This window comes from Promicromonospora sp. NPDC023805, assembly GCF_040639635.1.
Taxonomy (GTDB): Bacteria; Actinomycetota; Actinomycetes; order Actinomycetales; family Cellulomonadaceae; genus Promicromonospora.
Window position 1 is genome coordinate 126,630 of record NZ_JBFAAH010000001.1, and the last position, 14,101, is coordinate 140,730.

General features: G+C 71.0%; 12 protein-coding genes. 1 reads left to right on the forward strand and 11 read right to left on the reverse strand.

The window, feature by feature from the left end; all coding sequences use genetic code 11:
- Positions 1 to 113: 113 nt before the first annotated feature.
- The gene (locus AB0F70_RS00650; RefSeq protein WP_357442435.1) at positions 114 to 1,844 is read left to right on the forward strand and encodes a DUF222 domain-containing protein; all 1,731 of its coding nucleotides are present in this window, start codon (positions 114 to 116) and stop codon (positions 1,842 to 1,844) included.
- A gap of 215 nt (positions 1,845 to 2,059) precedes the next feature.
- On the opposite strand, the gene AB0F70_RS00655 is transcribed toward AB0F70_RS00650, so the two are convergent.
- From AB0F70_RS00655 to AB0F70_RS00705, 11 genes are all read right to left on the reverse strand, one after another.
- A complete protein-coding gene (locus AB0F70_RS00655; protein WP_357442437.1) occupies positions 2,060 to 3,304 on the reverse strand; it encodes an MFS transporter in 1,245 nt (414 codons plus the stop codon).
- A 106-nt stretch (positions 3,305 to 3,410) separates the two neighbouring features.
- Positions 3,411 to 4,451 carry a prolipoprotein diacylglyceryl transferase gene (gene lgt, locus AB0F70_RS00660; RefSeq protein WP_357442439.1) on the reverse strand — a complete coding sequence of 347 codons (1,041 nt, stop codon included), beginning with the start codon at positions 4,449 to 4,451 and terminating at the stop codon, positions 3,411 to 3,413.
- Positions 4,452 to 4,552: 101 nt separating this feature from the next.
- Complete coding sequence (gene der / locus AB0F70_RS00665) at positions 4,553 to 6,112, reverse strand: ribosome biogenesis GTPase Der (protein WP_357442441.1); 1,560 nt, start codon at positions 6,110 to 6,112, stop codon at positions 4,553 to 4,555.
- 121 nt (positions 6,113 to 6,233) lie between these two features.
- On the reverse strand, positions 6,234 to 6,950 hold the full coding sequence (gene cmk / locus AB0F70_RS00670) for a (d)CMP kinase (RefSeq protein WP_357442443.1): 717 nt from the start codon (positions 6,948 to 6,950) through the stop codon (positions 6,234 to 6,236).
- An 86-nt stretch (positions 6,951 to 7,036) separates the two neighbouring features.
- The gene (locus AB0F70_RS00675; protein WP_357442445.1) at positions 7,037 to 7,960 is read right to left on the reverse strand and encodes a pseudouridine synthase; all 924 of its coding nucleotides are present in this window, start codon (positions 7,958 to 7,960) and stop codon (positions 7,037 to 7,039) included.
- A 79-nt stretch (positions 7,961 to 8,039) separates the two neighbouring features.
- Positions 8,040 to 8,699, reverse strand: a complete 660-nt coding sequence (locus AB0F70_RS00680) for an SMC-Scp complex subunit ScpB (protein ID WP_357442447.1) — start codon at positions 8,697 to 8,699, stop codon at positions 8,040 to 8,042.
- Positions 8,696 to 9,748, reverse strand: coding sequence for a ScpA family protein (locus tag AB0F70_RS00685; protein ID WP_357442449.1), 1,053 nt, complete (start codon positions 9,746 to 9,748; stop codon positions 8,696 to 8,698). The genes AB0F70_RS00680 and AB0F70_RS00685 overlap by 4 nt, the downstream gene beginning before the upstream one ends.
- A complete protein-coding gene (locus AB0F70_RS00690; protein WP_357443545.1) occupies positions 9,732 to 10,547 on the reverse strand; it encodes an AAA family ATPase in 816 nt (271 codons plus the stop codon). Before AB0F70_RS00690 ends, AB0F70_RS00685 begins: the two co-directional genes overlap by 17 nt.
- 186 nt (positions 10,548 to 10,733) lie before the next feature.
- Positions 10,734 to 11,690 (reverse strand): site-specific tyrosine recombinase XerD, encoded by a 957-nt coding sequence (gene xerD, locus AB0F70_RS00695; RefSeq protein WP_357443547.1) that lies wholly within the window; start codon positions 11,688 to 11,690, stop codon positions 10,734 to 10,736.
- 97 nt (positions 11,691 to 11,787) lie between these two features.
- A complete protein-coding gene (locus AB0F70_RS00700) occupies positions 11,788 to 12,645 on the reverse strand; it encodes a CoA ester lyase (RefSeq protein WP_357443549.1) in 858 nt (285 codons plus the stop codon).
- A gap of 241 nt (positions 12,646 to 12,886) precedes the next feature.
- Positions 12,887 to 13,813, reverse strand: coding sequence for a heme o synthase (locus AB0F70_RS00705; RefSeq protein ID WP_357443551.1), 927 nt, complete (start codon positions 13,811 to 13,813; stop codon positions 12,887 to 12,889).
- Positions 13,814 to 14,101 lie beyond the last annotated feature (288 nt).

Sequence of the window (14,101 nt, forward strand, 5' to 3'; positions counted from 1 at the left end):
TTATCCACAGATTTGGAATCCAGCAAGCAGATCGTACGAGTGTTCGAGATAATAGATGCACTGAAGGAGTGAGAACTAGAGGCCAGTAATCGAGATGGGCGGGGGTGGGCACGATGGATCAGACGACGAACAGCGGACCCGCTGGTGGCCTGCCCGCGCCGGCGTTGATCGAGGACGTGCTGGCCCGGATCGAGAACGAGACAGAAGACCTCACCGCGCTGACCAGCCCCGAGACGCTGACCGGATGGGATGCACCGAGCATCGGCCGCCTGGCCGACGCGCACACGCGTATCCGTCGGCTGACCGGGCGTCTGGACGGGGTGCGGTACACCCTGCTGCCCCGCATCGAGGCCGAGGGTTCCTGGCGCTCGGGTGGCATGGCCCGCACGTTCACGACGTGGCTGCGGCTGCGCGAAGGGATCTCCGCGTCGACCGCGGGTAAGGACATGACGATCGCGCGCCGTCTCGCGACCGCACTCCCAGTCACTAGGGAGCGTCTTGTCGCCGGGACCCTGGGCGCGGACCACGCCCGGGTGATGACGGAGGTCGCACCCACCAGCGAGACCCGCACCGACGCACTGGCCCGGCTGATCGACACCCGCACCGGCCACACCACCACACCCGAACAGTTCGTGCAGTCGGTGCCGGCCGACTTCCCCGACCCCGCAGACGACCCCGACGGTGCCCGCACCCGTGAGCTGGTCACCCAGGTCCTGGAGGGCGCGATCACCGAGGGAACCCTGGTCACCGGTGAAGGCATCGTCCTGCGCGAAGCAGGTGTGTTGAACGCGGACCAGTTCCGCAAGGTGGCTCGCCGGTTCGCGACCATCACCGACCCCGACACCGACGACACCGACGACGACAAGGCCGCCCAGGGCGAGTTCCTGGACCTGTCCAAGACGTTCGGCGGGTACCACGTCGCAGGGTTCCTCACCGACGAACACGGCCTGCAGCTCACCACCGCGATCAACGCGATGATGGGCGCACCCTCAGCCGAGGACACCCGCACCACGACCCAGCGTCGCGCACAAGGCCTCGCCGATGTCGCCCGGGTGGTGCTGGACACGAACCAGGCCTCCCCAAGAGCAGCGATCGCGCCGCACCTGAATGTCACGGTGTCCTGGAACGAGTTCGTCGCCCAGGTCACCCGCACCCGGGACGGCCTGTGCCTGACCTGCGGACAGACCCAGCCCGGTCGCGGGAACCGACCAGGCGTAGCGGGGCCACGCACAACAGAGCCAGGCGCTACTGGGACAGACACAACGGATCCGGCGGCCGGTGGGCCAGCGAGCGGAGAATCGACCGGAAGTCCGGGTGGCTGGAGCACAGCGGGTGCGGCAGTGTCCGGGTTCATGTCCTCGGGTGGTCCGGTGTTCACCGAGACCGGCGGTCGTGCCCCACGAGCGCTGGTACGCCGGTTGGCGTGCCACAGCGCCATCACCCGGATCGTGTTCGGACCCGACGGCGCAGTCCTCGACGTCGGACGCGCCCAACGCACCGTGTCGGGGCAGATGCGACGCGCCGTCATCGCAAGAGACCACCACTGCGTCTACCCAGGATGCGACCAACCACCCTCACGATGCGAAGTCCACCACGCCATCACCCACAGGGCCGACGGCGGAGACGCCTCCGTCACCAACAGCGCATTGCTGTGCTGGTACCACCACCAGCTCGTCGACACCAAGGGCATCACCATGCACTGGACCGGGAAGGCCACCACCGACACCACGGCCGGTGCTCTGCTCGAGACAGGGTGGGCGTTCACCGACGCCCGTGGGCACCGCATCCGCCTTCCTGAACCCATCGAAGCCACACCACCACCACCCGACGCCGAAGCCGCCTGATCTACAGGTCGCGGTGGCCAGGCCAGCACACCAGGCGCTCAGCGTTCGACTGCCGAGTCAGGCACCGATTGAGAGCGACGAGGCCCGCCCGTCCGCCGGGGGGCCGCTTCGTGCTCGGACCGGGTAGTCGAAGGACCACGTGGCACTTCGCCGCGCGCCACCCCGACGAGCGCCTGCCACCGGAGTCGACGATCAAACTTGATCGCCTGCAGGCCCTACCGCCGGAGCCGGTCCGGGAGCGCCGTCCGCGAGGAGATCGCCACGATCGCCAGGCACAGCGCGACGGCGACTGTGCCGAAGCCGAACATCTCGCCGTACGACCAGGTGTCGCGCAGCCAGGCGAGCGCCATCGGGACGAAGAACCCGATGTAGGTCAGCGAGTAGAAGACGGCGGTCAGCCCGGCGAGCTGGCCCGGCCCGGCGATCCGCGCCACCTCGCTCAGCCCGGCCACGAGCGCGAGACCGTAGCCGGTACCGAGGACTACTGCCGCCACCACGCCGATCGGCAGCGACAGAGCGCTGGACGCCCAGGCGGCGAGCGCCATCCCCGCGGCGACGATGGTCAGCGCCACGATGGAAGCACGGGCCGACGACGGCGTGTCGATCCGGCGGGCAACCACCTGGATACCGATGCCGCACCCGAGCGCGAGGATGGCCATGACACCCGCGAAGGCGATGGGGAAGCCACCTACCTGGTCGGTGAGCAGGCTCGGCAGCACCGCGAACGCGCAGCCGGCGCAGCCGAACACCCAGGGTGCGAGGGGCACGACCACCCGCAGGAACCTGGGGTGCCGGACGGCGGTGATGCGCAGGTCGTCGAGCAGCGGAGCCCGCTCGCCGCGTGGGAGGCGCTGGCGGGTCTCCGGGACGCGGAGCAGGACCAGGCCGGCGAGCAGGGATCCAGCCGCGTGCAGCACGTACGCCAGGAGCGTGGGCCAGGGGGCGAACTGCGCGAGCATGGCGGCGATGCCCGCCCCGGAGAGGAATCCCGCGGTCAGGGAGAGCGATCCGCGACGAGGCCCGGCGGCACGCTCGCCGGTGGCGGCGCTGAGCTCCGTGAGCCAGGTGGATCCCACGGCCATGGCCAGCCCGAGCGCGACGCCGCAGAGCAGACGGCCGATGGAGAGCACCACGGGGCTCTCCGGGTCCAGCGCGAGCACGAGCGACCCGAGCGCCGACAGCGGCGCCGCGGGCAGCAGCAGCGGGCGGCGGCCGAACCTGTCGGACAGCGGCCCGCCCAGCAGCAGCGCGGGGACGAGACCGAACACGTAGACGGCGAGGAGCGCGTCGACCGTGACGGGTCCCATGACGCCCTGCTCGCGGTACATCACGAGCAGCGGCGTGAACTCGTTGCCGCCCCAGGCCACGGCCAGGAGGACGGCGGCGACCGGCCACCAGGTGCGCCGTCCCACGGGGAGCGGGATCGAGGCAGAGGTGTCCCCGGGGCGCGAACGTGGCATGGCCTCATCCTCCGCAATGGGCGCCCGGTGGAACAACCCGTGGGGCTGTGAGCGTGCGCACAGGCACTTCACAGCCCCACGGGGTCACGGCAGGAGAAGCTGCGGGCTACTTGCTCTCGGAGGAGCCGTTCGCCTCGGCAGGCTCGGCGGTGGCTGCGCTCTCGGAGGCGGTGCTCACCGAACCGTCGTCGGCGGCCGAGCCCGCAGGCTCGGTGCCGTTCTCAGGCTCGGTCTCGGCGTCCTCGTCCTCGGGCTCCCGCCCCGGCTGGTACACCGAAGGCTCGGGCTCCGGGTGACGCCGGCCCTGCAGCACGATGATCGCGATGCCCAGGAGGATCGCGACCCCCGACGTCCAGACGTTCGCCGGGACACCCAGCGGAGCGTCGCTCGTCGGGTCGATCCGGATGGTCTCGAGCCAGCTACGGCCGAGGCCGTACCAGATCAGGTAGAGGCCGAACATGCGGCCCCAGCGCAGGCCGGCACCGGGCGTACCGCCGTCGGCCAGCAGTGCCTCGTTCCGGCGGACCACCCGCCGCTCGATGGCGAGCAGCAGCGCGATCCCGATGAGGTTCCAGATCATCTCGTACAGGAACAAGGGGTGGAACAGCGTGCCCTCCGGGGTCCCGACCGGGAACATCGGCGCGTCCGACCGGATCTCCAGGCCCCAGGGCAGCGTGGTCGGCAGGCCGAACAGCTCCTGGTTGACGTAGTTGCCCAGCCGTCCGATCGCCTGGGCGGCGAGCAGGCCGGGCGCCAGGGCGTCGGCGAACGACCAGAACCGCAGGCCCGTCAGGCGGCAGCCGATCCAGACGCCCACGGCACCGCCGAGGAGCGAACCGAACAGGGCGTTGCCACCCTCCCAGATCCGGACCCAGGCCCACGGGTCGACGCCGGGGCCGGTGAAGTCCCCGAGGTGGGTGAGCACGTGGTAGATCCGGGCGCCGACGATGCCGATGGGCACCGCCCACATCGCGATGTCGAGGGCGAGGCCGGGGGCAGCTCCGCGTGCGCGGAGACGCCGGTCCGTGATGTACGCGGCGGCAGCGATGCCGGCCAGCAGACACAGGGCGTAGGTATGGATGGTGAGCGGACCCAGGTGGATCTGGGACCACACCGGATCGGGGCTGGGGATACTGGCCGGAAGCACGACCCGAAGGTACCGCGACTGACCGACATCGTGGGCATCGAACTCGGCGCGCACAAAAAACTCCGCCGCAACCCAGGGGGCCGCGGCGGAGCCCGACGGGATCAGCGCTTGCGCTTCTCCCGGACCCGCACCGAGATCTCGATGGGCGTGCCCTCGAAACCGAACGTCTCGCGCAGGCGGCGCTCGATGAAGCGGCGGTAGCCCGCCTCGATGAACCCCGTGGCGAAGATGACGAACCGCGGCGGACGGGTCGAGGCCTGCGTCGCGAACAGGATGCGCGACTGCTTGCCACCGCGCAGCGGGTGCGGGTGCGCGGCCACGAGCTCGCCGAGGAACGCGTTGAGCTTGCCCGTCGGGACGCGCCGGTCCCACGACGCGAGCGAACGCTCGATCGCCGGGACCAGTCGCTCGCTGTGCCAGCCGGTGCGGGCCGACAGGTTGACGCGCGGCGCCCAGGTGATCTGCACGAGCTCCTTCTCGATCTCACGCTCGAGGAAGGGGCGGCGCTCCTCGTCCATGAGGTCCCACTTGTTGTACGCGATGACGAGCGCACGGCCCGCGTCGACGACCTGCTGGATCACGCGGATGTCCTGCTCGGTCAGCGGGTCGGACGCGTCCACCAGGACGACGCCGATCTCCGCCTTCTCGATGGCGGCCTGCGTGCGCAGCGAGGCGTAGAAGTCCGCGCCCTTGGTCTGGTGCACGCGACGACGGATGCCGGCGGTGTCCACGAACCAGTACGGGATGCCGCGCAGCTCGATGAGCTCGTCGACCGGGTCGCGCGTGGTGCCGGCGACCTCGTCGACCACCACTCGCTCCGAGCCGGCGATCTTGTTCAGCAGCGAGGACTTGCCGACGTTCGGCCGCCCGACGAGCGCCACGCGGCGCGGGCCGGCGGGCCGCACGGCGCCGTGCTCCGACGTCGTCGGCAGGGCCTTGACGGCGGCGTCGAGCAGGTCGCCCGTACCGCGGCCGTGCAGGGCGGAGACCGGGTGCGGCTCCCCCAGGCCCAGCGCCCACAGATACGTGGCGTCCGCCTCGCCCGAGGCGCCGTCGACCTTGTTGGCGCACAGCACGACGGGCTTGCCGGAGCGGCGCAGCATCTCCACCACGCGCTCGTCGGTGGAGGTGGCGCCCACCGTGGCGTCGACGACGAACACCACGGCGTCGGCGAGGGAGATCGCTACCTCGGCCTGCTCGGCGACCTTGGACTCGATGCCGGCGACGTCGACCTCCCAGCCACCCGTGTCGACGAGCATGAACGGGCGACCGGCCCACTCGGCCGGGTAGGACACGCGGTCACGCGTGACGCCCGGCTTGTCGGCCACCACTGCCTCGCGGCGGCCGAGGATGCGGTTGACCAGCGTCGACTTGCCGACGTTCGGACGCCCGACGACGGCCAGGACGGGCAGCGCCCGCTCGGCCGCCTCCTGCTCGTCGCTCCACTCGGAGTCGAGCAGCGCCTGGTCCGACTCGTCGAGCTCGAACTCGTCGAGGCCGACGCGCAGCGCACGCTCGCGCGCGACGTCGTCCTCGGTCTCGGCGAGGGCGTCGGCGAGATCAAGGTCGGGTGCGGCCGGGGCGGCCGCGTCCAGGGCAGCATCATCTCGGGCCGTCGCGTCCAGCGCAGCAGCCTCCGATGCAGAGGGGTCGTGGGTCATGCCCTCATTGTCGCAGGCCTGACGCGCTCCGGCCGACTCGTGGCCATATGACCTGCGTCGCTCCCACCCGCCTCGAGACGTCAGGCCTGCTGGTCACGCCCTGCTGGTCAGGCCCTGCTGGTCAGGCCCTGCTGGTCGCAGCCTCGGACTGCGCGACGACGGCGAGCACGGCGTCGACCGTCTGCTCGAAGTCGAGGTCGCTGGAGTCGACGGTCGCCACGCCGTCGGCGGCGACGTGGAACTGCGTGACCTTCGCGTCGTCCTGGTCGCGGCGCAGCACCTGGTCACGCGTGGCGTCGACCGCCGTTGCGTCGGCCGCGCCGTGCACCTCCAGCGACCGGCGGCGCAGGCGCGCCTCCTCGGAGGCGGTGAGCAGCACGCGGACGTCGGCGTCGGGCGCGACGACCGTGGTGATGTCGCGGCCCTCGGCCACGATCCCCCGGCCGCCCGAGAACACCGCCTGGGCGCTCGACTCCTGGTCGATGATCTCGCGCTGGAGCCGCTTGAGCTCGGCCCGCACGTCGAGGTTGGACGCCACCTTCGAAACGGCGGTCGTGACCTCGGTGGTGCGGATGGTCACGGCGACGTCCCGCCCGTCCAGCTCGACGCCGGGTGCGGCCGGGTCCAGGCCCATGACCAGGGGCATCGCGCGGACCGCCGCGGCGACCGATGCGGCGTCGTCCAGGTCCGCCGTCGCCATGCTCCACACCGTGGCCGCCCGGTACATGGCCCCCGTGTCGAGGTAGGAAAGGCCGAGCCGCGCGGCGACCGCCTTCGACACGCTCGACTTGCCGGACCCGGACGGTCCGTCGATCGCCACAACAACAGGGCTGGTCACAGTCCCGCTCGCTTTCCGTTGAGTGCTGGGTATTTGCTGCCGGAGTGCGTAAGAGGGCGCAGATACCCAGCACTCAGCGGTCGAGGTTACAGGTCTACGGCACCCATCAGGGTGCCCAGCTCCGTGCGGCCCAGAACGCGGGTGCGGCCGGACTTCAGGTCGCCCAGCGGGATCGGGCCGATCCGGGTGCGCACGAGGCGCGTCACCGGGTGCCCGACGGCCTGGAACATACGGCGCACGATCCGGTTGCGTCCCTCGTGCAGGACGACCTCCAGCATCGCGTAGCCGTCGATCTGCTGGATCACCTGCACCGCGTCCATCTTGGCGAGGCCGTCGTCGAGCTCGATGCCCTTCAGGAGCTCACGCCCGACGCGCGGGTAGATCTCGCCCTCGACGGTCACGAGGTACGTCTTCGCGATCTTGTACTTCGGGTGGGACAGACGGTTGGCGAGCTCGCCGTCGTTCGTCAGGAGCAGCAGGCCCTCGCTGTCGGCGTCGAGCCGGCCGATGTGGAAGAGCCGCTCCTCGCGGTTCTTGATGAGGTCCGCGACGGTCGGCCGGCCCTTGGGGTCGTCCATCGTGGAGACCACGCCCAGCGGCTTGTTCAGCGCGATGGTGAGCTTGGTCTGGTCCAGCTGGATCCGGAGCCCGTCCACGTGGATGACGGCGGTGACGGGGTCGACCCGCACACCCAGCTCGGTGACGATCTGGCCGTCCACCTCGACGTGCCCGCCCGCGATGAGCTCCTCGCTCGCCCGGCGGGACCCGAGCCCGGCCTGGGCAAGCACCTTCTGCAGCCGCACGCCGCCCTCGACGTGGACGTCGCGGCCCTGCTCGACGGGCTGCGCGGGCCTGCGGCGCGGCGCGTTCGCCTGGGCACGGCTCTTGGCCGAGCTGCCGCCCCGGAAGTTCTTGCCGCCCTTACCGGACTGGCCGGAGTGGTCGGGTCGGCGCGGCTGCTGGCCACCACTGGATTCGCGGCGGCTCCCGCCGCGGCGTTCGTTGCTCATGATTTACGTCTCTCGGTGAGTCGGGAAGGGCACTGCGACCTGCCTGCGGACGGACCAGTAGTCCAGGCCAGGAATCCAGTTAGGAGTCCAGCCCGTCGAGGCCCTCGAACGTGTCGAGGTCGGGCAGGTGCGGAGCCAGCGGAGGCAGCTCGTCGAGCGACGAGAAGTCCATCCGCTCCAAGAAGTATCCCGTGGTTCCGAACAGAACCGCACCCGAGCTCGGATCCTGGCCGATCTCGGCGATCAGCCCGCGGGTCAGCAGCGTCCGCACGACGCCGTCCACGTTGACCCCGCGCACGGCGCTGACCTGGCCACGCGTCACCGGCTGGCGGTAGGCGACCACCGCAAGCGTCTCCAGTCCGGCCTGGCTCAACTTGGAGGACTGGCCGTCCAGCACGAAGCGTCCGACGGGGTCCGCGTGCGCCGCCGACGAGTAGATGCGCCAGCCGTCCACGGTCCGGCGCAGCTCGAAACCGCGCGGGCGGGAGCCGAGGTGGCCCGCGTACTCGTCGGCCAGCTCGTGCAGGATGTCGTCGGTCTCGTGCTGCGGCAGGTTCAGGGCGGCGGCGATGCGGTCCGCACCGATCGGTGCGTCGGCCACCATGAGCACCGCCTCGACCGCCGCATGCGCGCCGCCCGGAAGCGTGTGCACGTCGACGAAGGCCAGCTCGTCCTGCGTCGAGCCCTCGGCCGGGGCGTCCACCTGCACGGCCTCGGGGGCCTGTTCTTCGACGGTCATGCTGTTGTCGCCTCCGTTCCGGGCTCCGCGGTCAGTGCTCGTTCCTGATCGGCCGGCTCCTGGCCTGCCTGCTCCTCCACCACCAGGTCACCCTCGTCGAACTCGCTCGGTCCCGCCTGCGGATCGAGGTACTTCTCGCCGTCGTCCGGCCCGGCGGTCCAGCGCACCGTGAGCTCGCCCAGCGGGCTGATCTGCTCGAACGCCACCAGGGAGTCGCGGAACAGCTCCAGCAGCGCGAGGAACCGGGCCACTGTCACGAGGCGCTCGGTCCCTGCTGTCAGCGACCGGAAGGTCAGCGAGTGCTCGTCCCGCAGGCGCCTCACGATGACGCCCGCCTCCTCGCGCACGCTCACCGCGGAGCCGTGCAGGTGGGCGAGACCCACCACTGGCGGCGGCTTCGGGGCGAGCACCCGGGCGGCCAGCTCGGCGAGCTGCTCCCCCGTCGTGTCCCAGACCAGCTCCGGCAGGATCGCCGCGAGGTGCGGCTCGAGCGGCGCCAGGCGCGGCACACGGCGTCCGGCCGACGCCATCTGCTCCGCGATGACCTTCGAGACCTCCTTGTACGCCCGGTACTGCAGCAGCCTCGCGAACAGCAGGTCGCGGGCCTCGAGCAGCTCGAGGTCCTCCGAGTCCTCGTCGACGACGCCGGGCAGCAGCCGGGCGGCCTTGAGGTCGAGCAGCGTCGCCGCGATCACGAGGAACTCGCTGGCCACGCCGAGGTCCCAGGACGCATGCTCCACGCCGCGCGCGGCGGCCTCGCGGGAGGCCCGCTCCGCCTCACGGATGTGCGCGACGAACTCGTCGGTCACGACGGCGAGCGCCACCTCGGTGACGTCCATCTTGTGCTTCGCGATCAGCGAGAGCAGCAGGTCGAACGGGCCCTCGAAGTTGTGCAGGTGGACCTGGAAGGTCCGGGAGCTGCGGCGCTCGTCGACGGGAGCCTGGTCGACGTCCGGTTCCGCGACGACGGCGTCCGGCCCGGCGGCGACGTCAGCCTCCGCCTCCAGGACGTCGGACCGTTCCACCGCCGCCTCAGGCGGCATCGCCACGGGCCACGAGCTCCCGGGCGAGCTGACGGTACGCGGCGGCGCCCGGGTGTCCCGGCGCATAGTCGGTGATGGGCTCGGCGGCGACAGTGGCGTCCGGGAACTTCACGGTGCGCCCGATGATCGAGTGGAGCAGCGTGTCGCCGAAGGCCTCGTACACGCGGGCCACCACCTCGCGGGAGTGCAGGGTGCGCGAGTCGTACATGGTGGGGAGGATACCGTCGATCTCCAGGGCGGGGTTGAGCCGGTCCCGCACCTTCTCGATGGTCTCCACCAGCAGCGCGACGCCGCGCAGCGCGAAGAACTCGCACTCCAGCGGGATCAGCACGCCGTGCGCCGCGGTCAGCGCGTTCACGGTGAGCAGGCCGAGGCTCGGCTGACAGTCGATGAGGATCACGTCGTAGTCGTCGAGCACCGGACGCAGCGCGCGGGACAGCACGGACTCACGGGCGACCTCACCCACGAGCTGCACCTCCGCGGCGGACAGGTCGATGTTCGCCGGCAGCACGTCGAGGTTCTCGATCCCCGACGAGATGATCACGTCGTTGATGTCGACGTCCCGCTCCATGAGCAGGTTGTAGACGGTCAGGTCGAGCTCGTGCGGGTTGACGCCGATGCCTACCGACGCGGCGCCCTGCGGGTCGAAGTCCACCAGGAGCACCTTGCGGCCGTACTCCGCGAGGCACGCGCCGAGGTTGATGGTGGTGGTCGTCTTGCCGACCCCGCCCTTCTGGTTGCACATCGCGATGATGCGCGCCGGACCGTGGCTCGTCAGCGGCGCCGGCTCCGGCAGCTCCGGCATGGCGCGTCCGACGACGTCGCGCACGATCTCCGAGTCCGTGGGTGCGCCGACGACCGTCTTGCCGAGAAGTATGTCGGTCATCGTGTTCGCTCCCTCCTGGCTGGGTGCCTCGCTCACGCCCGCCACGCTATACCAGAGTGTGGGCGCCGCTCCGCGAAAGCCTCGGCGTGGCGTCCTTCGGGCCCGCTACCGGGCCCGGGGGTGCGCGGCCGCGTAGACCTCGCGCAGCGCGTCCGGGGTGACCATCGTGTAGATCTGGGTGGTCGTGACGGACGCGTGCCCCAGCAGCTCCTGGACCACCCGCACGTCTGCCCCGCCCGACAGGAGGTGGGTGGCGAACGAGTGCCGCAGCGTGTGCGGCGAGACGTGCTCCTTGAGGCCCGCGCGAGCCGCGGCGGCCTGCAGCGCGGCCCATGCGGTCTGCCGCGACATCCGGGCGCCGCGTGTATTGAGGAACAGGGCTGGCGTGCCCCGGCCCGCGGCGGACAGCGCCGGCCGCGACCGGACCAGGTAGCCCTCGAGCGCGTCCCGCGCGAACGAGCCGACGGGCACCGCACGCTCCTTCGCGCCCTTGCCGAGCAGCCGGACGGCGGTCCTGTCGCTGACGCCGTCGACGTCGAGCCCCACGATCTCGGAGATCCGGGCGCCCGTCGCGTACAGCAGCTCGAGCAGCGCCCGGTCGCGCAGGGGCAGCGGACCCTCGCCCGTGCCCGCCGCGTCGAGCAGGGCGGCGACGTCGTCGACGGACAGCGCGTGCGGCAGCCGGCGCAGCTGGGTGGGTGCGCGCACCTCGGCGGACGGGTCGTCCACCGCCATACCCTCGGCCTGCGCGAACCGGTGCCAGCCCCGCACGGCAGCCAGGGCGCGCGCGGTGGACGACGCCGACAGCGGGCGTCCGCCGTCGGCCCCCTGGCGCACCGCCTCGACGAAGCTGGTGACGTCGGACTCCGTGACGTCGCCGAGGCCGGACCGGGCGGACGTCGCAAGGAACGCCCGGTAGCGCACGAGGTCGCGGCGGTAGGCGGCGACGGTGTTGGTCGAGAGGCCGCGCTCCACGCTCAGGTGCGCGAGGTAGTCCTGCAGGGCGCGGTCGAGCCGGGCGCTGACGTCCGGGCCCGGTGCGGGCTCACGGAGGGTCTGCAGGTGGGCCTGGGCGGTTGACACCGCCCCATCATGCCGAGCGTGGCCTGCCGTTCGGGCAGGCCACGCCGGGTGACCGGTGTGCGAGGTTGCTCCCGCGTCAGGAGGGGTTGATCCCGAACAGCTCGGCGCGCGAGCGGATCACCTGTGCGCGGGCGAGGCGCGGCTTGTCGCTGCCGTCGCGGATGACGGAGCCCGCTGCCTCGAACTCGGCGAAGAAGTCGACGGCCCAGGCCACGTCCGACGACGTCGGCGCGAAGGACTCGTTGATGACTGCCGGCTGCTCGAAGTCCAGGCAGAGCTTGCCGGTCATGCCGAGGATGACGGCGTCGGCGGACTGCTCGCGGAGCAGCGCGTGCGACGAGCCGACCGTTGGGCCGTCGACGGGGCCGGGCAGGCCGCCGATGCGGCTGGCGACCACGAGGCGCGTACGCGGGTACGCCATGGCCATGGGCTCGTTGGCGGTGCCGGTGTCGCGGCGGTAGTCGCCGGAGCCGAACGCGAGGCGGAAGGCGCCGCGGGCCCTGGCGATGTTGACGGCCTCCTCGATGCCGAGGGCCGACTCGACGAGCGGGATGACCGGCACGTCGCCGCCGAGGCGCTGCGCGGTGTCGATGACGTCGTCGGCGCTCTCCGTCTTGGCGAGCATGACGCCGTTGAGGCCCTTGAGGCCCCGCAGGTGCGCGACGTCGTCGGCCCACGACGACGCCTGGCGGTCGTTGATCCGGACCCAGGCGCTGCCACCGTTCTTGATCCACCGGATGACGTTCTCGCGCGCCTCGTCCTTCAACGAGTCGTCGATGGCGTCCTCGCAGTCGAGGATCACCTGGTCCGCCCGGGAGAGCTGCGCCTTGTCGAAGAGCTCGGTCCGCATCGCGGACAGCAGGAGCCAGGCACGCGCGTAGTCGGGGGCCACGCGGGACTTCTCGCGGGCTGCCCGGCGGGGAGCCAGGTCCACCTCGGGAACGGCGGAGGACGACGTCGGCAGGCCCGCGGAGTAGCTCTCAGACTGGCGGGGAGACTGCTGGGCAGACTGATCGGCGAGGGCGGTGGTTCGGTCGGCTGGGGTCTCGGTCACACCCTCAGCCTAGGCGCGGACACCGACACGGGCCGAATCACGAACCACTACATGGGCGCGAACAATATGAACAGAAGACCGTCTTGACAAACGCCTTGACGAACGTCTCGACGAAGCAGCGTCAGAACGGCAGGAAGACGTCCACCGCGACGGCCACGAAGAGCAGCGACAGGTACGTGATCGACGCGTGGAACACCTTCATGGCGCCCAGCTTGCCGCTCGCCTTGCCCTGCGCGCGGCGCAGCATCGCGATGGTCGCCCAGAGGAACCACGCGCCGAGCGCCGCGGCCACCGCGGTGTACACCCACGACATGCCCGCGAGCGGCGTCAGCAGCAGCGAGCAGGCGATCATCGCGAGCGTGTAGCCCACCATCTCGGCGGCCACGCGCTTGTCGTCGCTGACGACCGGCAGCATCGGGACGTTCGCGTTCGCGTAGTCCTTCTTGAACTTGATCGACAGCGGCCAGTAGTGCGGCGGCGTCCAGAAGAAGATGATGCCGAACAGCGCCAGCGCCGCCCAGCTCAGCTCGCCGGTCACCGACGCCCAGCCGATGAAGACGGGCATGCAGCCCGCGATGCCGCCCCACACGATGTTCTGCGGGGTGCGGCGCTTGAGGATCATCGTGTAGCCGACGACGTAGATGGCGATCGCGGCCAGCGTGAGCCACATCGCCGCCCAGTTGATGACCAGCGCGAACCACGTCAGCGACAGCAGGCCGAGGATCGAGGCGAACACCAGACCCGCGCGCGGCGTGATCTCCCCGGTGGCCATCGGACGCTTCTTCGTCCGGTTCATCACCTGGTCGATGTCCCGGTCCCACCACATGTTGAACGCGTTGGCGCTCCCGGCGGCGCCGGCGCCCCCGATGAGGGTGGTGAGGATCAGCCAGAAGCTCGGCATGCCGTCGTTCGCCAGGATCATGGTCGGCACGGTCGTCACGAGCAGCAGCTCGATGACGCGCGGCTTGGTCAGCGCCACGTACGCGCCGGCCCGGCTCAGGAACCATCCTCCGGGACGCTGCCCGACGTCGGAGGCGGGCTGCTCGATTCCGGGCTGCTCGATTCCGGGCTGCTCGGTGCCGGACTGCTCCGTGGCGGGCTGCTCGGTGCCGGATGTCTGGGGACGCGCGGTCTGGCCGGTCGTCGTGTGGCTCGTTCTCACGCGCGTCGCAGTTCCGTTCGGAGTCTGGAGATCGATAACGCACCTGGTGGCGGTGCTGTGACTGTGCTGATGGCAGTGCTGCCGGCAGCGTCGCCTCACGGGTGCCCGCCCATCGTACGTCGCGGCCTGACGTGGCCGCGCACCGCATTCCCGTGACGCCGTGTGAGATTTGTC